The organism is Kitasatospora sp. NPDC005748 (assembly GCF_040630735.1).
Taxonomy (GTDB): domain Bacteria; phylum Actinomycetota; class Actinomycetes; order Streptomycetales; family Streptomycetaceae; genus Kitasatospora.
This window is the reverse complement of sequence record NZ_JBEXYD010000019.1, coordinates 14410-34011: the sequence shown is the minus strand read 5'-3', so window position 1 is coordinate 34011 and position 19602 is coordinate 14410. Positions and strand designations below refer to the sequence as shown.

Genomic DNA, 19602 nt, shown 5'->3' with positions numbered 1-19602 from the left:
GCCGGGCGGGAGCCTCCCGCCCGGGCAGGACGAAGGAGTGAGAGCGTGACGGTGACCGACCTCGCGGCCCTGGCCGAGCAGTACGCGGAGAACGGCTACGTACTGGTCAAGGGGCTGCTCGACCGCGCGGAGGCGGCGGAGCTGCGCCGCGGCGCCCACCGGCTGCTGGCCGCACTGGACACCGGCGAGGACCCGACCTGGGGCGCGGCGGCCGACCTCGCGGCCGGCCGGCCGACCCGCCTCCAGCACCTGCACGACGCGCAGTTCCACTCCGCGGCCTTCTCCCGGCTGCTGGTGGACGAACGCTTCACCTCCGTCGCGGCGGCGGTGCTGGGCGGTCCGAACGTGCAACTGCACCACACCAAGCTGTTCGTGAAGCCCCCGGAGAACGGCTCGCCCTTCCCGCCGCACCAGGACCACCCGTTCTTCCCGCACACCCGCCACCGGGTGGCCGCCGCGATCTTCCACCTGGACGACGCCCCGGAGGAGAGGGGCTGCGTGCGGATCGTCCCGGGCAGCCACCTGCTCGGCCCGCTGGAGCACGTGGAGGAGGGCGGTCACCACCTCCCGCAGGTGCCGTCGGCCTCGGCGCTGCCGCTGCCCGCCGAGGCCGGGGACGTGCTCTTCTTCTCCTACCTGACGGTCCACGCCTCCGGGGTCAACACCAGCGAGGAGGCCCGGACCACCTGGCTGGTGCAGTTCCGCGACCCGGCGGATCCGCCGGCGGTCCGCACGCATGACCACTCGCTTGGCCAGGGCATGATGCTGGCCGGGGTCGACCCTACGGGCAGGAGGAACGCTTGACCCTGGAACAACTGGCGCACGCCGGGGCCTTCGGCGAACTCACCGGCGTCCTGCGGAGCTGCCAGGTGGACGACTTCCGAGCCGACTTCGTCCACCTGGGGTTCTATCCGACCTCGCCGTGGCGCAACTACTGGCACCGGCACTCCTTCTACGAGGTCTGCCTCGCCTACGGCGGCGCCGGCCGGTTCAGCGCAGGCCAGGAGCACCACGAGGTCGGAGCGGGGGACGTCTTCGTCGCCCGCCCCGGCGTGGTGCACGAGATCGAGTCGAGCCGCGCCGAGCCGCTCGGCATCGTCTACTGGGGGTTCACCCTGCGGGAGGGGCGGCCCGGGCCGCTGCCGGGCGAGCGGGGCTGGTGGTCCGGACTCACCGACCTGGCCGGGCCGGCGGTGTCGCGGAGCACCGGGTCGCTGGCCTCCCTGGTGGCCGCCCTCGCCGAACAGGCGGTCCCGCTGCGCTCCGGCTACCAGGCGGGGCTGACCGGTCTCGGCACTGCCCTGGTGGTGGAGACGGCCCGGGCCTTCGCCACCGAGGAGGACCTGCGGGTGGCGGCGAGCCCCGGTACCCGCCTCTCGCCACCGGTGGTGCTGATGCGGCGCTACCTGGCCGACAACCTGGCCCGACCCGTCACCGTCCGCGACGTGGCGGCCGCCGCGCACCTCTCCGCACGCCATGCCGAACGCCTCTTCCTGGCCGAGACCGGTTCCTCCCTGATGGCCTCGCTGCGCCGGATGCGGCTCGACCTGGCGGCGATGCTGCTTCTGGACTCCGCCACCGGCATCGCCGACATCGCCCGGTCCTGCGGCTACCTCGACACCCGCGCCTTCACCACCGCCTTCCGCCGCCACCACGGCCACCCACCCGCCGCCCACCGCACGCTCCGGGGGACCCTGCACCTCTGAGCCGCCCGGCGGGGCGTTCACTCTCGATCCGTTGCAACGAATGGATAGCGGCTCGTTGCATGAGGCGCGAAGCCATTGCAATGAAATCACCGCAGCTGCCCACCGTCGGCCGGCTCAACGGCTCCGCACTGCTCAGCACCCGCAAGGGCGACCTGCGGATCACCGAGGCCACCGGCGGCACCCTCGACCTGCGCACCGACGCCGGCGCCATCGAGATCGGCGCCGCCCGCGGCGTCTGCGCGACCCTCGACGCCGGCACCGCCCACGGCCGGATCCACAACACCCTCCAGAACACCACCGGCACCGACGCCGCCCTCACCATCCGCGCCACCACCTCCCACGGCGACATCACCGCCCGCAGCCTCCGAACCGCCCGCAGCCCCGAACCGCCCGGAGCCCGGTCATCAGGCCGACGGTCGTGACGTCCCATCAGGTGAATTTCGCGGCGGCCGACCCCCGCCGACTCTTCGCACGGGAACGAATCGACGCAATCGAGGCCGTACCGCCCGCCTCACGCTGTCGAGGGAGCACCCCCGTGTCGCGTTTCCCGCACGCCAAGAAGTCCGCCGCCGTGCTGTGCGGCTCGCTGATGCCGGCCGGCGGGTGCTTCGTCGGGAGCTCCAGCGGGGTGGGGGACAGGCTCGGGGTGGCGTTCCCGGCCACCCGGGACTGACGCCCGTCGGCCCCGGCGCCCTGCGTCCGCCCGGGTGGGGCCGTCCACGGTCCCGCCTGCGAGGACCGAGGGTCTCGCCCGCCACCTCCGCCCCCCCGCACGACACCCGCTCCGGCGTCCGGCTCTGAGCCGGGCGGCCTCCTCGGCAGCCTCGGGGACCCCCGATCCAGGATCAGAAGAGAGAGCAGCACCTTGCCCAGTCCCTTCCGTCCGAGTTCGTTCCTCCCCCCGCTGGCCCTGGGCGCGGCTCTGCTGCTCGTCGCACCGGCCCATGCGACCGCCATGCCGGGCCTCGCCGTCGGCTCCCTGCCTCTCGGTACCCCGGCGGTCGGCGGTCACCCTGTCGCTACCCCCGCCGTCGGAGCTGCGCCGCTCGGTGCCACGCCCCCGGGTGCCACGGCTGCCGGCCCCCCGCCCCCGGCTCCCGTGCCGCTCGGTGTCGTGCCCGCGAGCGCCGTCTCCCGCGGCTCCACGGGCCCGGTGCGGCCGCCGATCCACCACCGCCCCGGGTTCCCGGCCCACTTCACCGCCCCCTACCTGGAGACCTGGAACTCGCCCGACGCACTCGCCGAGGTCCGCAGGAACACCGGTCTGAGCTACTTCACCCTCGCCTTCGTCGTCAGCGACGGCGGGTGCAACGGCGCCTTCGACGGCACCATCCCCGTCGACGACCCGGAGTGGCTGTCGGCCCTGCGGGGTCTGCGGACGGCGGGCGGCGACGCGATCGTCTCCTTCGGCGGGGCCGGCGGGCGTGAACTCGCCCAGGCCTGCGACACGGTGAGTGCCCTGAAGGCCGCCTACCGGCGCGTGGTGAACACCCTGGGCGTCACCAGGATCGACCTCGACATCGAGGGCGCGGCGCTGGACGACCAGCAGTCCGACGACCGCCGCAACCAGGCGCTCGCCGAACTGCAGCAGGAGTACCGCCTGCTCGGCCGCCCGCTCGACGTTGACTACACCCTGCCGGTCAACCCCTGGGGCCTGTCCGACAACGGGGTGTGGCTGCTGACCAACGCGCGGCAGCACGGACTGGACGTGGACGTGGTCAACGTCATGACGATGGACTACGGGCCCGACCTCGACATGGGCGCCGCCGCGATCGGGGCCGCGACCGGACTGCACGAGCAACTCGGGCGGCTCTGGCCGGAGAAGAGCCCCGAGCAGCTGTGGGCGATGCAGGGCAACACCCCGATGATCGGGGTCAACGACGCCGTCAACGAGGTCTTCTCCACCGAGGACGCCGCCCGCCTGGCGAGGTTCGCGGCCGAGAAGGGCATCCGGCTGCTCGCCTTCTGGTCGGTCGGGCGGGACCGGCCCTGCGCGGTGGCGGGCACCCTCTCGGAGCGGTGCAGCGGCACCGCCCAGGATCCCGCCCACTTCTCCCGCATCCTCGACCCGTTCCCGCGCACGCACTCCCGGCCGTGGACCGCCCGCACCCCGGACGCCTTCCGGAAGACCCCCCGGTGACGGTGACGGTGGCGGCGGGCCGTTACTCCCGGCCCGCCGCAGCGATCACCGGGCGGAGCAGGTCGAGCACCCGGGTCCAGTCGTACGCGGCGCCGGCCCCCTCGGCCTTGGGCTGGTGGGGGGTGGCGTCACCGATCAGGACGCCCATCGACCGGAGCCGGGTCAGGCTCTCCGCGTAGGCGGGGTGGGCGGCCTGGGCGGCGTTGAGGTAGGGCTGGACGGCCACCGGGATGCCCAGGCCGTACGCCTCGCAGAGGATGCCGAGGGCGAGGGTGTCGGAGATGCCGGCGGCCCACTTGTTGATGGTGTTGAACGTGGCGGGCGCCACCGCGATGGCGTCCGCCGGGGGCAGCGGCCGGGGGTCGCCCGGCGTGCGCCAGGCGGAGCGGATCGGGTAGCCGGTCCGGGCTTCGACGGCCTTCCGGTCGATGAACCCGAGTCCGTTGGGGGTGGCGATCACGCCGACTCCCCAGCCCTCGGCCCGGGCGGCGGTGATCAGCTCGTCCACCCCGCCGGCGATGCCCGACGCGCAGACGACGATGTAGAGGAACGGCTCGCGATGCGCGCTCACACCTGAACTCCCGACTCTCCCGGCCGCCATGGTGAAGCCCCAGGGCGGCGCTCCTGCGGCCAGTCTGCCCTGCCGGTGGGGCCAGTACAGTTGGGTGAGGCATACCTTACGAACATCCGACCGGATCGTCTACGACCATGTAGTCGGCCGTGGTGAGGGCGCAGGCGTCGCCGGGTTCGCTGTACGTCTGCCCGGCGGCGCGGCCGTGGACGGGAGACATGGTGGACGACAGTCGGGACACGAGGCGGCCGCACGGCGAGCTGGTCGCGGACGTACTGGCCGTGCTGTGGGCGGCCGAGCGGCCGCTGACGGCGCAGGAGGTCAACGAGGCGCTCGACCGGGGGCTGGCCCGGACGACGGTGGCGACGGTGCTGGGCCGGCTGCACGAGAACGGGACGCTGCAGCGCAGCCGCCCGGGGCGGGGCTTCGCGTACGCGCCGGTCGCCGACGCCGCCGGTCTGGTGGCCGGGCGGATGCGCCGTGAACTGGAGAGCGACCCGCACCGTGAGCTGGTGCTGAAGCGGTTCGTGTCGTCGCTGTCCGAGGGGGACGAGGAGGTGCTCCGGCGCCTCCTGCTGGAGGCCCCGGACGGAGAGGGCCGCGCATGACCCTGGCCCTCGCCCTGGTCGCGCTGACGCTGCTGGCTCCGTGGGGCGCGGCGCCCGCCGCCCGCCGGCTGGCCGCGCTCCTCCCGCCGCGCGAGGCGTCCGTGGCGCTGACGGGTGCGGCCGTACTGCTGGCGGGCGGCACCGCGGCGGCGCTGGTCGCGCTGTTCCACGTGCCGTTCCTCACCTCGATGGAGCGGGTGCCGCCGGCGCGCGTGCTGGAGCGGTGGCCGGCCGTCGTGCCGGTCTCCGGTGCGGCCGGGGTGGTGCTGGCGGTCCAGGCCGTGCTGCTGGCGCGCCGCTGGCTCGCCCATCGCGCGCTGCTCGCGAAGGCCTGGGAGTCCACCGGTGACGGGGTGGCCGACGGCGACGTGCTGGTGGTGCCGGGCGGCGACGCGGAGGCCTTCGCCCTGCCCGGCTTCCGCTGGCGCCCCGGGCGGGTCGTGGTGACCTCGGGCATGGTGCGCGAACTCGGTCCGGCGGAGCGCGAGGTGCTGCTCGCGCACGAGCGGGCCCACCTGGCGGGGCGCCACCACGTGCTGTCCGTCGTCACGGACCTCGCGGCGGCGGTGCACCCGGCGCTGCGGGGCCTGCGGGAGGCGCTGGGATTCCACCTGGAACGGTGGGCCGACGAGGCCGCGGCCGGATCGGTGGGGGACCGCCGGCTGGCGGCGACGGCGATCGCGCGGGCGGCGCTGGCCGGGTCCGCCGCCACCCGGGCGGGCGGGAGCCGGAACCCGCTGCTGTCGGTGGGCGCCGGTCCGGTGCCGCGGCGGGTCGAGGCGCTGCTGGGGTCGGTGCCGGTCCTGCCGCGCGGTCGCGCGATGCGGGTGGGCGTGGCCTGGCTGGTGGCGGTGGTGGCGGTGTCGGTGCTGATCCCGGGGCTGGCGTACGGGCTGCACGAGTACGTGGAGTACGCCGCGCGGGCCGTGTCGGGCCGGTGACGGGCCGTTGTCGGCGCCGGCCGCCGGCGGCGGGGGAGCGGGTGTCGCGGACGACATCGATGTAGACCGATCGGCGCGGCGCGGCTATCGTTGGCCTCGGTGCGCCGTGCGGCGCGATGCGGCGCCGTGCCCGGCGCGGCGCGCGAGCGGGTTTCGCGGCCCTTCGGCGATCGGCGTTCGGCAGCGTGGCATGGCGTCGGTGGTCCCGTGACCCCCGCCGGAGGTGGTGCAGCCCTCCACCAGCGATTGGATGCGACGTGTACGACAGGGGGAAGGGATCGTCGAGTCCCTTCGAGCAGACCGTCCACCTCCTGTCGGCGGCCGGCCGGGCGGCGGACGCCCTGCTCGCGGCGCGCCTGGAGTTCCGGGGGATGAGCCCGGCGCACCTGTCCGTCCTCTCCACGCTGGCCCGGCTGGGCCCGCACGCCCGGCCCGATCTGGTCGCCGGGATCGACGGGGGTGCGGTCGACACCGCGCAGACCCTCGACGATCTCGTCGCGGCGGGCCTGGTGCAGTCCCTGTTCGTCCAGGTCGGCGGTCGGCACGAGGTGCTGACGCTCACCTCCTCGGGGCAGCTCGCGCTGGAGATCCTGCACAGCGACGAGTCGGCCGTGCAGGACGACCTGCTGGTGTCCCTGACGCGCGGTGAGCGCACCCAGTTGAACTCCCTGCTGCGGCGGGTGTGCGCCGCCGCCGCCCGTAGCGGCTCGGCGGGTTCGGCTCCGCGCCGGGCCGCCGACTGGGTCCTGACCCGCGAACGCCGTACGGAGTGGGCCGTCGAGCGCGAGGGCGCCGGCGGGGCAGCCGGGGCGCCCGGGGTGGCCGGCGAGCGGTCCGAGGACGTGGCCGACCGGGACGACGGCGGGGCCCCGGCCGGTTCGTAGCCGTCCCGCCTCACCAGGTGAAACGGGCGCCGCGCGCTACTGATCGGTCACCCCGGCCGCCTCGGCGACGGGGCCGGCCTGCTCTGGGCCGAGATGTGGCGCCGCTTCAGTCCGGTCGCGATGATCTGCGTCGGCGCGGTCACCGTCGCCGGCCTCTGGCTCGGCTGGAAGCACGTCGGCGCGGTCTCTCCGCTCTGGACCACCGGCTACGGCACCGCCCTGCTGGTCGAGATCCTGCTGGTCGTCGGCCCGGTCACCGCGGGCGCCTTCAACCAGTTCCGGCTGATGCCCCGGATCGCCCGGGCCCCGGGCCGGTCGGCCCGGGGGCGGGTGTGGGTCAGCTCCCGGAGCGGCGGAGGAGGTAGGTGTCCATGATCCAGCCCTTGCGTTCGCGGGCCTCGTCGCGGAGCGCGCGGATCCGGGGGGCGGTTTCGGCGAGGGGGCCGGCGACGAGGATCTCGTCCGGGGTGCCCAGGTAGGCGCCGTAGAAGATCTCCAGCCCCTCGGGGTCGATCCCGGTGAACGCGGCCCGCCCGTCCAGCATCACCACCACGTCGTCCACCTGCTCGGGGAAGCCCTCGGCGAGACGGCGGCCGGTGGTGATCTGCAGCGGGCGGCCGACCCGGGTCAGGGTGGTGCGGTGCCGGGCGGCGAGCGCCGAGACGCTGCTGATGCCCGGGACCACCTCGTACCCGAAGGTGGCGCCGCCGCGGGCCAGGACCTCGTCGATCACGGCGATGACGCTGTCGTAGAGGCTCGGGTCGCCCCAGACCAGGAACGCGCCGGTCTCCTCCGGGCCGAGGTGTTCGGCGACCAGCCGCTCGACCAGGTCGGCCCGGCGGGTGCGCCAGTCGTCCACGGCCGCGGTGTACGCCGGGGTGGCGCGGTCCCGCTCGGCGTCCGCGACCTCGATGACGCGGTGGCCCGGGCGGCCGTGCTCGGTCAGCAGCTGCCGGCGCAGCCGGATGAGGTCCTGCCGTTCCTCGTTCTTGTCGAGGATGAAGAAGACGTCGGTGCGGGCGAGGGCCTTGACCGCCTGCAGGGTGAGGTGGTCGGGATCGCCCGCCCCGATGCCGATGAGGAAGATGTGCCGCATGACAGTGATTGTGCCGTGCGGCTGCCCGTCCGCCGGGCGCGGCCGGTCCCGGGCGAACCGCCGGGTGGGCCGCGGGCGACCGGTCCGGTGGCACTGCGACGTCATGCGCGTGCCCCTGACCCGGCCTTTCGGCCGTCGTCATGACGGCCCGTCATGTTCTGACTCCGCCGTTGGGGGTAGCCGGCACGGCGTGCGCGGCGGCGAGCACCTTGGCCGGGGTGACCAGCACGTCCTTCTTGACGCGCTCGTCCTCGACCACCGCCTCGACCACCACCTGAACTGCCCGGGCGGCCGGGGGCCGCCGGGGCCGTCCGGCCATCCGCGATCCGGACAATCACTGACGCGCCGCCGGCGATGGGCCTAGGGTGGGCGGTGCAGTCGGTTCGCCGTGTCCTCCAGCCACGGCGTCGCAAGAGGGAACCCGGTGGGAATCCGGGACTGCCCCGCAGCGGTGAGTGGGAACGACCGCCGTCACATGCACTGGGCCCAGCCGGGCCCGGGAAGCGACGGCCAGTAGGTGTCCGGCCTGGGAGCCAGGCGGACGTGCCCGCGAGTCCGAAGACCTGCCACTGCCCGCGTGCACCCCGCACGCGGTGATCTCGGTGACCTCGAGGGCGGGTCGGCGGAGCGGGCGGGCCCACCCCGGTGCCGTGCCCCCACTGCCGTACCTCCACGCCGTCGTGCTCTCCCGGGATCGCAGCGCGACTCGCGAAGGAGAGTTCCGTGTCACCGAGTTCCACCACCCCGCAGGCCACCGTGTACGGCTACCCGAGGCAGGGTGCCGACCGGGAGCTGAAGAAGGCCGTCGAGGGGTACTGGGCGGGCCGCGTCGACGCCGCCGCCCTGTACGCCACCGCCGCCGTCCTGCGCCGCGCCAACTGGCGGCAGCTGGCGGACGCGGGCATCGCCGAAATCCCCACCGGCGACTTCTCGCTCTACGACCACGTCCTGGACACCACGGTCGCGGTCGGCGCGATCCCGGCCCGCCACCGCGCCGCCGTCGACACCGACCCGCTGGACGGCTACTTCGCCATGGCGCGCGGCACCCAGGATGTCGCACCGCTGGAGATGACCAAGTGGTTCGACACCAACTACCACTACCTCGTACCGGAGTTGGGTCCGGACACGGTCTTCGCCGCGAACTCCGCCAAGCCGGTCTCCGAACTGCGTGAGGCGCTCGGCCTCGGCCACCGCCCCCGGCCCGTGCTGGTCGGACCGCTGACCTACCTGCTGCTCGCCAAGCCCGCCCCCGGCGTGGCCGCCGACTTCCGGCCGGTCACCCTGCTGGACCGGCTGCTGCCCGTCTACGCGGAACTCCTCGCCGACCTGCGGGCCGCCGGCGCCGACTGGGTCCAGCTGGACGAGCCCGCGCTCGTCCAGGACCGCACCCCGGCCGAACTGAACGCCGCCACCCGCGTCTACCGCGAGCTCGGTGCGCTCACCGACCGCCCGCGACTGCTGGTCACCAGCTACTTCGACCGGCTCGGCGAGGCCCTGCCCGTCCTGGCCAAGGCCCCGATCGAGGGCATCGGCCTGGACTTCACCGGCCCCGGCGCCGCCAACCTCGACGACCTCGCCGCCGTCGGCGGAGTGCCCGGCAAGCGCCTGGTCGCGGGCGTGGTGGACGGCCGCAACATCTGGATCAACAACCTGGAGAAGTCCCTCGCCACCCTCGGCACGCTGCTCGGTCTGGCGGACCGGGTCGACGTCGCACCGTCCTGCTCGCTGCTGCACGTCCCGCTCGACGCCGACCTCGAGCGCGACCTCGACCCGCAGGTCGCCCGCTGGCTCGCCTTCGCCCGTCAGAAGACCACCGAGGTCGCCACCCTGGCCCGCGGCCTGGCCCACGGCACCGACACCATCGCGGCCCAACTGGCCGCCAACCGGGCCGACCTGGCCTCCCGTGCCGGCTCGGCGCTGACCCGCGACCCGGCCGTCCGGGCCCGGGTCGCCGCCACCGCCCCCGAGGACGCCCGCCGCGCCCCGGCCTACCCCGAGCGCGCCGAGGCGCAGCGGGCCCGGCTCGGCCTGCCGCTGCTGCCGACCACCACCATCGGCTCCTTCCCGCAGACCACCGACCTGCGCACCGCCCGCGCCGACCTGCGCGCCGGCCGCATCGACGACGGCACCTACCGGGACCGGATGCGGGCCGAGGTCCGCGAGGTGATCGGCTACCAGGAGAAGGCCGGCCTCGACGTGCTCGTCCACGGCGAGCCCGAACGCAACGACATGGTGCAGTACTTCGCCGAGCAGCTGACCGGCTACCTGGCCACCCGGCACGGCTGGGTGCAGTCCTACGGCACCCGCTACGTCCGGCCGCCGGTGCTGGCCGGGGACATCTCCCGCCCGCACCCGATGACCGTGGACTGGTACCGCTACGCGGCCGATCTGACGGACCGTCCGGTCAAGGGCATGCTCACCGGACCGGTGACCATGCTCGCCTGGTCCTTCGTCCGGGACGACCAGCCGACCGGCGACACCGCCCGGCAGGTCGCGCTCGCCCTGCGCGACGAGGTCACCGACCTGGAGGCCGCCGGCGCCGCCGTCATCCAGGTCGACGAGCCGGCGCTGCGCGAGACCCTGCCGCTGCGGTCCGCCGACCGGGCGGCCTACCTGGAGTGGGCCACCGAGTCCTTCCGGCTCTCCACCTCCGGGGTCCGCGCCGACACCCAGATCCACACCCACATGTGCTACGCCGAGTTCGGCGCGATCATGACCGCCATCGACCAGCTCGACGCCGACGTGATCTCCCTGGAGGCGGCCCGCTCGCACATGGAGGTCGCCCACGAGCTGGCCGGGGCAGGCTACCCGCGCGAGGTCGGCCCCGGCGTCTACGACATCCACTCGCCCCGGGTGCCGAGCACCGAGGAGGTGGCCTCGCTGCTCCGCGCCGGGCTGGCCGCGATCCCGGCCGAGCGGCTCTGGGTCAACCCCGACTGCGGCCTGAAGACCCGCGGTTGGACGGAGACCCGGGCCTCGCTGGAGCACCTGGTCGAGGCGGCCAGGCTGGTCCGCGCCGAACTGGGCGGCTGACACCGTGCCGGGGTGGGCGGCGGTCCGGCCCCCGGCCCGCCGTCCGCTCCGGTCCGTCCGCGGTGGTGAGGTCCATGTGGAGCGGAAGGACGTCGGTCGTGCGGCCGAGCGCGGTGAGGTCCTCGGTCACGGTCCGGGAGGCGGCCGGCACGCTGACGCCCTCGGCGGCGAGGACCCGGGTGACGGCGAGGCCGATGCCTTTGCCCGCCCCGGTCACCACGGCGGCCTCGCCCGACAGGTGCAGGTCCATCGTCGACTCCTCCAGCGCGCTGCCGGCCGCCGTCCGCCCGGCCGGATGCGGCCCAGGCTGGAACCATCGCAGCTCTGCCCCGGGCCGCATCCGGGCCTCGGGGGCGGGTCAGACCCGGTCGGAGGCCAGGTCGGCCGGGGTGGTCCACTCCTCGGCGAGCAGGCCGAGCACGACCTCGTCGCGGTGGGCGCCGTAGGCCCAGGCGGAGCGGCGCAGGGTGCCTTCGAGGGTGAAGCCGGTGCGGGTCGCGGCGGCGATCATCGGCAGGTTCTCGGCGAGGGTGTCGATCTGGAGGCGGTGCAGGCCGCGGACGGTGAAGCCGTAGTGGCACAGCAGCGCGACGACCTCGCGGGCCAGGCCCCGGCCGCGGAGGGCGGGGCGCAGGGCGAGACCGAGATGGGCGGTGCGGTTGTGGGTGTCGATGCCCCAGAGGAGGGCCTCGCCGGCGAGGTCGCCCGAGGGGAGGGTGGTGACGGAGAAGCAGGCGGCCTCGTCCGAGGGGGCGGCGACCGCGTACGGGGACCGGGCGGCGCCCGGGGAAACGGGCTGCCAGGGCCGGGAGTCGGCCCGGGAGCGGGTGGCGACGTCGTCGTACAGCTCGGCCTGCAGGACGGGGACGTCGGCGTCGTGTCTGGCCCGGAGGGCGACTTTGGAGTTGTGTAGCATGTCACATTGCTATCAGGGTCGGCGCCGTCCGCACCAGCGAATTCCCGCACACCGGGCGGGTGATGGAGTTCCCGCCCGGGCCTGCGGGCGGCCCGCCGGAGCCGGCGAGGCGCCCGCCGGGTCGAACCGTCCGCCCGGGGCGGCCGGAGCGGTGCGACCCGGCGCCGGGTTCACCCCCGGTCGGTCGGCCAGCCGTCCACGGTGGTGAGGGAGCGGTGGTACGGGCCGTCGGGCCCGGTGCTGCGGTAGTCCTCGACGGAGCCGCCGGTGCGGACGGTGCTGTCGCCGTCGTGCCGGTGGGCGGTCGGGCGCAGGGTGTGGTCGACGCCGGAACGTTCGGTGGTCCGGCCGCCGACGGTGCCGGTGGTGTCCCGGTGGTAGCCGAGGTTCATGGTGGTGGCCTGGTCGCTCGCGCCGGCCGTGTCGTGGGTGACGCGGTAGTCGACGTCCAGCGGCTCTCCCTCGTGCACGGTGGTGGTGCGCCGCGGCCCGTCGCCCCAGGTGCTGGTGGTGCGGGTCAGGTCGGTGCGGTTTCGCAGCGTCAGGTCGTTGCCGCTGTCCCGGAACCGCTGGGTGGAGCCGAAGACGAGGGTGTCGCGGACCTCGGTGGTGACCCGGCCGTGCGAGGTCTGTACCCAGCCGCGGGCCCGGTCGTGCCGGCCCGCGGTGACGGACCAGTCGCCGCTGCCGCCGCCGTGGTCGGTCAGCGCGGTGGAGACGGCGGCCTCCGGGGCGACCGCGTGGTCGGTGAGCGCCCCGGTGGTGCGGGCGGCGCCGTGGTCGACCTCGGCGAACAGGTTGACCTGGCCCGTCCAGACGTCGTTGCCCTGGGCCTCGGCCGCGTTGACGGTGATGCCGACGGCGTGCGGGCGGCCGTCCAGCAACAGGCCGACGTACGGGGTGAGGTCGAGCCGGTAGGCGGGCAGGTCGAAGGCGAAGATGCCGGGGGTGGGCCGCCAGAGCAGCGGGTCCCAGCCGCCGGTGTAGATCACGGGGTACGGCCAGACCGCGCCGGCCACCCGGCCGTCCACGGTCAGCCGCAGCTCGCGGAACGGGCCCTTGCCGCAGGCGCCCAGCCCGGGGTTCGCGCCGACGAACGCGTCGGGCGCGGAGGCGTACGCGAACTCCTCGCAGGCGCCGCCGCCCCGGGCGTACACCTCGGCGGTCAGGCGTTCCAGGTTCGGCGGGAAGGCGAGGTCGCGGGTGGCGGTCGGGGCGGCCTGGGTGAGCCCGAACGGCCCGGTGGTGAGCAGCCGGTCGGCGGTGCGGGGGGCGGGCCACCGGGCGGAGGTGGTGTAGAAGGTGAGCTCGGCGGTGATCCGGAAGACGCCGGTGTAGGTGGCGTCGGTGACGTTGGCGAGGTCGAAGGCGAACGGCTGCGGGCCGCCGGCGAACAGCGGCGCGTACCGGGTGACGTCCCGTTCGACCGTCCATCCGATGCCGTCGGCGGAGGGCTCGGGGGTGGAGGAGAGCAGGACCTCCACGCCGCCGATCCGGACGGTGAACAGCCGGTCGAACTGCCGCCCGGCGACCTGCCCGTGCAGGGTCAGCACGACCGCCGACCAGGGTCCGGCGCAGGCGGCGGGCGGGGTGACGGTGGCGGTGTACGGGGTGTCGGGCGGGTTGCCGTAGCCGTCCCGGAACGGCTGGTCGTGCATCGCCTCGACGGTGCAGGCGCGGGTGTCCGGCCGGGTGAGCGGCTTCGCGGCGGTGAGCGGGTCGTGGTAGTCGGTGCCGAAGTCGGCGTGCGCGGGGCCGGCGGCGGTCAGCGCGCCGGTGAGGGCGAGGACGACGGCGCCGAGCAGGCGGGCGGCCCGGCGGGCCGGGCCGCCGGGCCTCGGCCCGCGGCGGATCAGCGGGGGTACGGCCAAGGGTCTTCCTCTCCTCGGCCCGGACGGGCGGTCCGGGTGGCGCCCCCGACAATGGCATGTCATCGTCAATCGGTGAAGAGGGGGCGGCCGGCGGGACGGTCCGGCACGGCGGCGCCGCCGGGCGGGTGATCACCCGGCGGCGCCGGTCCGCCGGCGGCCCTCCCGCTCCGCCGGAACGGGAGGGCCGACCGCTCAGCCGGCCGGCCGGGCCCGGATCGCGGCGACCAGTTCGCCGACGCCCCGCTCCCTGAGCACGCCGTAGTGGTCGCCGCTCAGTTCGACGACGACCGGCGGCGCGGCCGAGTACCCCGAACTCCCCTCGATGAAGGAGTAGTCGTCACCGGCGGCCTTGACGATGGTCACCGGCGCGTCCAGCCGCCGCTGCGCGAGTTCGCCGAAGCTGTAGTCGAACTCGTAGGTCTCCCCGACGATCCGGGCGATCCGGCGGATCAACTCCTCGCCCAGCTCCGGCAGCAGGCGGTGCACGAAGGCCGTGAAGCCGTCCTCGTCGTGCGCCTCGGCCAGGCAGGCCTCCAGGTCGGGCCCGCGGACCGAGCCGGCGAACACCGAGTAGAGGATCGCCACGTAGGCCGGGTCGCGGTACGAGGCCTCGCGTCCGTGCCGCTCGCCGCCGCCGCGCCGCAGCTCCGGGTTGCCGGGGCAGATCAGCAGCAGGTCCGCGACCCGCTCGCCGGCCTGCTCCAGCTGCCAGGCCGTCTCGAAGGCGACCCGGGCGCCGAAGGAGTAGCCCCACAGGGTGTAGGGGCCCTCCGGCCGCACCCGGCGGATCTCGGCGAGGTCGGCCGCGGCCATCTCCCGGATCGTCGGGTACGGCGTCTCACCGGCGTTGATGCCGTGCGCCTGGATGCCGTAGAACGGGCGGCCCACGGTGCTCCCGAGCAGCCGCAGGTTCATCGGGTAGCCGCCGAGCCCCGGCCAGCAGAACACCGGGTCGCCGGTGCCCGCGCGGTGCAGCGGCACCAGCCGCGAGCCGGGCTCACCGGTGTCCTCGTCGATCCGGGCGGCCAGGTCGGCCAGCCTCGGGCTCTCGAAGAGGACCTGCAGCGGCAGCCGGGTGCCGAACTCCCGGTTCAGCCGGTTGATCAGCGCCACGGCGATCAGCGAGTTGCCGCCGGCGGCGAAGAAGTCGTCCCGCACCGAGACCTCCTGGTACCTCAGCGCCCCGCCCCAGGCGGCCGCGAGCCGGTGCTCGGTCGGCGTCGACGGCGCGACCTTCGGCCCGCCCGCGTCCGCCGTCCGGACCGCCGCACCGGCGGCCAGCGCCTTCGCGTCGACCTTGCCGTTGGCGGTCAGCGGCAGCTCGTCCAGGACGAGCACCCGGTTGGGGAGCATGTAGTCGGGCAGGACGGCGGCCAGTTCGTCCCGGACGATCTCGGCCGGACCCTTCATGTGGACGGCGTCCTCGATCATGCCCTCGCTGCGGATCTGCTCCTCGCTCACCCTCCCGCCGAGGAAGAAGTACGACGGGCCCGGCGCGATCCCGCAGGAGGCCAGCACCGCGTCGATCCGCCGGGCGGACGGCAGCGGGTGCCCGGTCTTCGAGCTGTAGCCGGAGGACATGAACCCGAGGCCGAGGGCGAGGCCGCCCCGCTGGAGCCGGTGCAGGGCCGTGCCGAGACCGAGGTACTCCAGCCACGGCTCCTCGGCCCGGCCGACGGCGGTGATGCCGAAGCCGGCCCGCTCGTACACCTGCTGGTTGATCGCGATCACGTCCCGCGACCGCACCAGCTCGTCCGAGATCCGCGCCAACCCGCCGTCCGTCCAGCGGTACTGGCCGGCGGCCAGGCCCTCGACGCCACCGGGGTGGGCCTGGACGTAGTACTCGGTGCGGTCCGCCGCCGGCCGGCCGTCGGCGGGCACGATCGCGAAGGTGCCGAGGTAGTGGTCCTCCTCGGCCACGTCCAGCCCGGCCCGGACGGACGGCAGCAGGCCGACCGGCCGGACGGCCAGCCCGTGGGCGGGCAGCACCTCCTCGAACACGCCCAGCATGTGACCCGCCTCGAACTCCAGCACCTCCAGGATGTTGTTCCGGTAGACGGGCGCGATCGCGCGCCGCTTGCCGAGGAAGTGGACGGTGAGGCCCGGGCCCCCGGTACCCTCGCCGACCCGGACCAGGGTGTGCTCGACCGGGTGGTAGTAGTACACGCCGGCGTCGAGGCCGCCGGTCCCGCCGGTCTCCAGGTACAGCTGGGTGGCGTACAGCGCGCCCGGGGAGGCGTACGCGTACTTCGGCAGCAGCCGCTCCGCGCTGTGGAACTGGCCGAACCACCGCAGGATCACGCCCAGTTCGGCGAGGTCCGGCTCGCCGTTGCGCGGCGCGACGGGGCCCGCCGGGGCGGCCGGCGGTGCGAGCAGCGCCAGCAGGTCGTCGCGGGTGACCCGGCCGCCCTCGTAGAAGCGGTAGGTCTTGCGGGCGAAGGTCTCGCGCCGCTGCCGCTCGCTCTCCCGCCCGCCGGGCAGCGCCACCACCGGCCGGCCGGCCAGTTCGGCGGCGTCCCGCACCCCGGGGTCGGACAGCTGCGCCCGGACCTGCAGCCGGCTCGCCTTGGACCGGTGGTGCCCGCCGTGGCTGCCCTGGTCCATCAGGGCCGCCTCCTTGGGGTTCAGTTCGACGCAGGCCACCAGGTTCCGGTGGCCCGTCCGGGGGTCGTCGGTGACGATCGCCGCCGCCCGGCGGACCCAGGTGTGCTCCTCGATGGCGAGCGCGATCTCGTCCAGCTCGACCCGGTAGCCCCGCAGCTTGACCTGGTTGTCGACCCGGCCGGCGCACTGGAGCGTGCCGTCCGGGTTCCCGTGGGCGAGGTCCCCGGTCCGGTACAGCCGCTCGCCCGGGAGGTGGGGCGAGGCGACGAAGCGCTCCGCCGTCAGGTCGGGCCGGTTCAGGTAGCCGCGGGCGAGCTGGACACCGCTCAGGTAGAGCTCACCGGTGGCGCCGGGCTCCACCGGCGCCAGGTCCCCGTCGAGCACGAAGCAGTGGGTGCGGTCGACCGGCACGCCGATCGGCACCGACCCGGCGTCCTCACCCACGGTGGCGGGGTCGACGAGGTGGGCGGTCGCGTTGATGGTGCACTCGGTCGGCCCGTAGAGGTTGACCAGCGCGGCCTGCGGCAGCTCGGCGGTGAGCGCCCGGGCGAGCCGGCGCGAGAGCGCCTCGCCGCCCGAGTACAGCCGCCGCAGCGTGCCGCAGTCGCCCAGCCGCTCGGTGTCCAGCAGCGCCTGGAGCAGGGTGGGCACGCACTGCAGCGTGGTCACCCCGTACTCCCGGACGGTGTCGATCAGGGCTTCCGGGTCCCGGTAGACGCCGGGGGCGCCGAGCACGACCCGCGCGCCGCCGGCCGGTGCCAGGATCTCCCACTGCGCCGCGTCGAAGCTCATCGGCGTCTTCTGCAGCACGGCGGCGTCCGGCCCGAGGTGGCCGCCGGCGACCAGCCAGCGCAGCTGGGACACGATGCTCCGGTGCTCGATCATCACGCCCTTGGGGCGGCCGGTACTGCCGGAGGTGTAGATGACGTAGGCGAGCGACTCCGGCCGGGGGCTCGCCGGGCCCCGGCTCTGGTGCGGGAACGGGGGCGCGCCGTCGGCTCCGGCCGCGCCGGGTGTCCCGGGCGCCAGGTCCGGGCCGGCGGGGACGAGGATCCGGGTGCCCGGCGGGACGAGTCCGGCCAGCCGGGTGCCCAGGTGCTCCTGGGTGACGATCACCCCGGTCCGGCTGTCCTCGATCATGTAGCGGATCCGGTCCTCGGGGTACTCCGGGGACAGCGGCAGATAGGCGGCCCCGGCGTAGAGGATGCCCCAGGCGCCCACCATCAGCTCCGGCGAGGGGTCGACGTAGAGGCCGACGCAGTCGTCGGCCGCCACGCCGAGCTGGTGCAGGTGGGCGCCCAGGCCGGCGGCGGCGGCGCGGAGGTCCCGGAAGCTGAGGTGTGCGCCGCGGCCCGTCACGGCGACGGCGTCCGGCCGCTCGGCCACCTGCCGGTCGAGCAGGTCGGGCAGGCAGCGGGCGCGGCGGGTGTCGTGGAGGGTGAGCTGCGCGGACTGTGCGGACATGTGGGTTCCCCATCGGGTGGCGAGGACGGATGACGTCGCCCGTCGAGGCGGGCGTGTCATCCAAGCTCCGCCACCCGGTGTCCCGGCCGCCTGGGGCACCGGCCGTCTCTTCCGCCCGGCCGCCGTCCGGCCGCGCCCGGGCCATGTCCCGGGCGTCGCGCCCCGGCCCGGGACCGCCGGCCCGCCGGCGGGTGCTCGGTCAGCCCGGTCCGTCGCCGTGGCCCACCGGGTCCGGTACCGCGTCCAGCAGGGCGGCGCCGTTGTTGCGGACGCTGTTGACGGTGGTGGAGACCGCCCGGACCGCGAGTTCGTCCCCGGCCGGGGTGTGCAGGAGCCGCCGGAGCTCCACCGGGTCGTCGTGCTCCGGGTCGAGCCAGGCGTCCAGGTCGGCCGGGCCGATGGTGAGCGGCATCCGGTCGTGGACGCGGCCGGCCGCGTCGGTGGCGTCGGTGGTGATGATCGTGGCGGTGATGAGCCAGGCCGCCGGGTCGTCCTCGGGCAGCGAGCGGTCCCGCCAGAACTCGTACAGCCCGGCCATCACCAGCGGGCCGCCGGCGCGGGGGTGGAGGTAGTAGGGCTGCTTGTAGGCCTTGCGGCCCTCGGCGGCGGGCACCCGCACCCACTCGTAGTAGCCGTCGGCGGGCAGGACGCAGCGGCGCTTGGCGAATGCGGAGCGGAAGGCGGGCTTCTCGTGCACCGTCTCGGCCCGGGCGTTGATCAGCCTGGCGCCCGCGGCCGGGTCCTTGGACCAGGAGGGGACCAGGCCCCACCGCACCGGGCGGAGCCGGCGGGCGAGTTCGCCGGTCTCGCGGTCGACCCGTTCCAGCACCGTCCACACCGGGTCCGTGGGGGCGACGTTCCAGCTCGGCGCGAGGGTCTCGGCCGGGTTCCAGCCGGTCACCCCGAGCAGGCCGAGCAGGTCCTGGGGCGTGGTGGTGAAGACGAATCGGCCGCACATGGGCGCCACTCTGCCACCACCGGGCCGCCGGGGCCACAGGCGCGGGCCCGGCCGGAGGCGGTGTCAACCCGGGGCCGGCGCCCGGGCGCAGGGCCGTCCGGGCGTCCGGCGGGCCCGGTCCCGGCGACGGCGCCGCCCGCGCCGGGTGCGGGCGGGTGGGCGCCGCGCCGGGTGGCGGCTCAGTGGCGGGCCGGGCGCCACATGGTGGAGACGGTGTGGCCGGACGGGACGGTGATCCGGTCGAGTTCGGTGAAGCCCGCCCGGGCGTAGCGCTCGTTGTTGGCGGGGTTGCAGGACTCCAGGTAGGCGGCCGCGCCGAGGGCGTCGATCCGGGCCAGGTTCTCGGCGAGCAGACCCATGCCGAGGCCGTGGCCGCGGTGGTCGCCGTGGGTGGCCAGCAGGCTCAGGAAGAAGTGCGGTTCGCTTCTCGGGTGGGCCGCTTCGAGGTCCGCGAGGATCGCGAGCAGGCCGTCGGCGGTGGCCCGGTCGGTGATGCCGACCAGGAAGTCCTCCAGGCCCTCCTCCTCGTCGGGGCTGAGGTCGTTGCCGCCGGGCGGGATCCACAGCGCGGCGGACTCCACGTTCGGCGTCACCAGGGTCCAGGGGTAGCGCAGGGCGGAGGTGGCGAACAGGCGCCACATCGCGGAGGCCTGGGCCGCCCGTCGCTCGCGGTCGGGGAACGCCGGGCCCCAGAGCGGGTCGTCGAAGAACGCGGAGGTCAGGGTGGCGACGATCGCGTCGACGTCGGCGGAGGTCGCGGTGCGGGCGGTCACGGGTGCGGTCGGTCGGTTCAAGGCGCCACCTTCGGGA

General features: G+C 75.0%; 18 protein-coding genes, 1 pseudogene and 1 riboswitch. Of the genes and pseudogenes, 10 read left to right on the top strand and 9 right to left on the bottom strand.

Annotation, left to right across the window (positions count from 1 at the left end):
- Positions 1 to 45: 45 nt before the first annotated feature.
- From ABZ495_RS16790 to ABZ495_RS16770, 5 genes and pseudogenes are all read left to right on the top strand, one after another.
- On the top strand, positions 46 to 804 hold the full coding sequence (locus tag ABZ495_RS16790) for a phytanoyl-CoA dioxygenase family protein (protein WP_359836524.1): 759 nt from the start codon (positions 46 to 48) through the stop codon (positions 802 to 804).
- A complete protein-coding gene (locus tag ABZ495_RS16785; protein ID WP_359836522.1) occupies positions 801 to 1706 on the top strand; it encodes an AraC family transcriptional regulator in 906 nt (301 codons plus the stop codon). The genes ABZ495_RS16790 and ABZ495_RS16785 overlap by 4 nt, the downstream gene beginning before the upstream one ends.
- A gap of 101 nt (positions 1707 to 1807) precedes the next feature.
- A pseudogene (locus tag ABZ495_RS16780) lies at positions 1808 to 2128 on the top strand (hypothetical protein); the annotation flags it as partial.
- Between the two features lie 113 nt (positions 2129 to 2241).
- Positions 2242 to 2379 (top strand): hypothetical protein, encoded by a 138-nt coding sequence (locus ABZ495_RS16775; protein ID WP_359836521.1) that lies wholly within the window; start codon positions 2242 to 2244, stop codon positions 2377 to 2379.
- A 441-nt stretch (positions 2380 to 2820) separates the two neighbouring features.
- A complete protein-coding gene (locus tag ABZ495_RS16770) occupies positions 2821 to 3846 on the top strand; it encodes a chitinase (RefSeq protein WP_359836519.1) in 1026 nt (341 codons plus the stop codon).
- Positions 3847 to 3868: 22 nt separating this feature from the next.
- Here the strand turns inward: ABZ495_RS16770 and ABZ495_RS16765 are convergent, their stop codons facing one another.
- The gene (locus ABZ495_RS16765) at positions 3869 to 4417 is read right to left on the bottom strand and encodes a flavoprotein (RefSeq protein WP_359836517.1); all 549 of its coding nucleotides are present in this window, start codon (positions 4415 to 4417) and stop codon (positions 3869 to 3871) included.
- 218 nt (positions 4418 to 4635) lie between these two features.
- Here ABZ495_RS16765 and ABZ495_RS16760 point away from each other — a divergent pair, with 218 nt between their 5' ends.
- From ABZ495_RS16760 to ABZ495_RS16745, 4 genes are all read left to right on the top strand, one after another.
- Entirely contained in the window at positions 4636 to 5025 is a 390-nt protein-coding gene (locus ABZ495_RS16760) for a BlaI/MecI/CopY family transcriptional regulator (RefSeq protein ID WP_359810906.1), read from the top strand.
- Positions 5022 to 5966, top strand: coding sequence for a M56 family metallopeptidase (locus ABZ495_RS16755; RefSeq protein WP_359836514.1), 945 nt, complete (start codon positions 5022 to 5024; stop codon positions 5964 to 5966). Before ABZ495_RS16760 ends, ABZ495_RS16755 begins: the two co-directional genes overlap by 4 nt.
- 257 nt (positions 5967 to 6223) lie before the next feature.
- A complete protein-coding gene (locus ABZ495_RS16750; protein ID WP_359810910.1) occupies positions 6224 to 6850 on the top strand; it encodes a MarR family winged helix-turn-helix transcriptional regulator in 627 nt (208 codons plus the stop codon).
- Between the two features lie 93 nt (positions 6851 to 6943).
- On the top strand, positions 6944 to 7225 hold the full coding sequence (locus ABZ495_RS16745; RefSeq protein WP_359836512.1) for a CopD family protein: 282 nt from the start codon (positions 6944 to 6946) through the stop codon (positions 7223 to 7225).
- Here ABZ495_RS16745 and cobF read toward each other — a convergent pair.
- Both cobF and ABZ495_RS16735 read right to left on the bottom strand, forming a co-directional pair.
- Positions 7188 to 7946 carry a precorrin-6A synthase (deacetylating) gene (cobF, locus tag ABZ495_RS16740; RefSeq protein ID WP_359810912.1) on the bottom strand — a complete coding sequence of 253 codons (759 nt, stop codon included), beginning with the start codon at positions 7944 to 7946 and terminating at the stop codon, positions 7188 to 7190. The genes ABZ495_RS16745 and cobF overlap by 38 nt on opposite strands.
- 151 nt (positions 7947 to 8097) lie before the next feature.
- Positions 8098 to 8265 carry a hypothetical protein gene (locus tag ABZ495_RS16735; protein WP_359836510.1) on the bottom strand — a complete coding sequence of 56 codons (168 nt, stop codon included), beginning with the start codon at positions 8263 to 8265 and terminating at the stop codon, positions 8098 to 8100.
- Positions 8266 to 8357: 92 nt separating this feature from the next.
- Positions 8358 to 8511: riboswitch (cobalamin riboswitch) on the top strand.
- 158 nt (positions 8512 to 8669) lie between these two features.
- On the opposite strand from ABZ495_RS16735, the gene metE reads away from it, so the two are divergent.
- Positions 8670 to 10979 carry a 5-methyltetrahydropteroyltriglutamate--homocysteine S-methyltransferase gene (gene metE / locus ABZ495_RS16730; RefSeq protein WP_359836508.1) on the top strand — a complete coding sequence of 770 codons (2310 nt, stop codon included), beginning with the start codon at positions 8670 to 8672 and terminating at the stop codon, positions 10977 to 10979.
- Here the strand turns inward: metE and ABZ495_RS16725 are convergent.
- The 6 genes from ABZ495_RS16725 to ABZ495_RS16700 form a co-directional block, all read right to left on the bottom strand.
- Positions 10873 to 11229: an SDR family NAD(P)-dependent oxidoreductase gene (locus ABZ495_RS16725; protein WP_359836506.1), complete on the bottom strand. Its 357-nt coding sequence runs from the start codon at positions 11227 to 11229 to the stop codon at positions 10873 to 10875. The genes metE and ABZ495_RS16725 overlap by 107 nt on opposite strands.
- 108 nt (positions 11230 to 11337) lie before the next feature.
- Entirely contained in the window at positions 11338 to 11895 is a 558-nt protein-coding gene (locus ABZ495_RS16720) for a GNAT family protein (protein WP_359836504.1), read from the bottom strand.
- Between the two features lie 170 nt (positions 11896 to 12065).
- Positions 12066 to 13766 (bottom strand): peptide-N4-asparagine amidase, encoded by a 1701-nt coding sequence (locus tag ABZ495_RS16715; RefSeq protein WP_359836502.1) that lies wholly within the window; start codon positions 13764 to 13766, stop codon positions 12066 to 12068.
- A 192-nt stretch (positions 13767 to 13958) separates the two neighbouring features.
- Positions 13959 to 17834 (bottom strand): amino acid adenylation domain-containing protein, encoded by a 3876-nt coding sequence (locus ABZ495_RS16710; RefSeq protein ID WP_359836500.1) that lies wholly within the window; start codon positions 17832 to 17834, stop codon positions 13959 to 13961.
- Positions 17835 to 18033: 199 nt separating this feature from the next.
- Positions 18034 to 18792 (bottom strand): SOS response-associated peptidase, encoded by a 759-nt coding sequence (locus tag ABZ495_RS16705; protein ID WP_359836499.1) that lies wholly within the window; start codon positions 18790 to 18792, stop codon positions 18034 to 18036.
- Positions 18793 to 18971: 179 nt separating this feature from the next.
- Complete coding sequence (locus ABZ495_RS16700; protein ID WP_352290846.1) at positions 18972 to 19586, bottom strand: GNAT family N-acetyltransferase; 615 nt, start codon at positions 19584 to 19586, stop codon at positions 18972 to 18974.
- Between the last annotated feature and the right edge of the window lie 16 nt (positions 19587 to 19602).

Coding starts and splice junctions, on each gene's coding strand:
- ABZ495_RS16720 (WP_359836504.1), bottom strand. CDS start 11,895: ATGCTACACAACTCCAAAGTCGCCCTCCGGGCCAGACACGACGCCGAC.
- cobF (WP_359810912.1), bottom strand. CDS start 7,946: ATGCGGCACATCTTCCTCATCGGCATCGGGGCGGGCGATCCCGACCAC.
- ABZ495_RS16710 (WP_359836500.1), bottom strand. CDS start 17,834: ATGTCCGCACAGTCCGCGCAGCTCACCCTCCACGACACCCGCCGCGCC.
- ABZ495_RS16725 (WP_359836506.1), bottom strand. CDS start 11,229: ATGGACCTGCACCTGTCGGGCGAGGCCGCCGTGGTGACCGGGGCGGGC.
- ABZ495_RS16705 (WP_359836499.1), bottom strand. CDS start 18,792: ATGTGCGGCCGATTCGTCTTCACCACCACGCCCCAGGACCTGCTCGGC.
- ABZ495_RS16735 (WP_359836510.1), bottom strand. CDS start 8,265: ATGGCCGGACGGCCCCGGCGGCCCCCGGCCGCCCGGGCAGTTCAGGTG.
- ABZ495_RS16760 (WP_359810906.1), top strand. CDS start 4,636: ATGGTGGACGACAGTCGGGACACGAGGCGGCCGCACGGCGAGCTGGTC.
- ABZ495_RS16745 (WP_359836512.1), top strand. CDS start 6,944: ATGTGGCGCCGCTTCAGTCCGGTCGCGATGATCTGCGTCGGCGCGGTC.
- ABZ495_RS16755 (WP_359836514.1), top strand. CDS start 5,022: ATGACCCTGGCCCTCGCCCTGGTCGCGCTGACGCTGCTGGCTCCGTGG.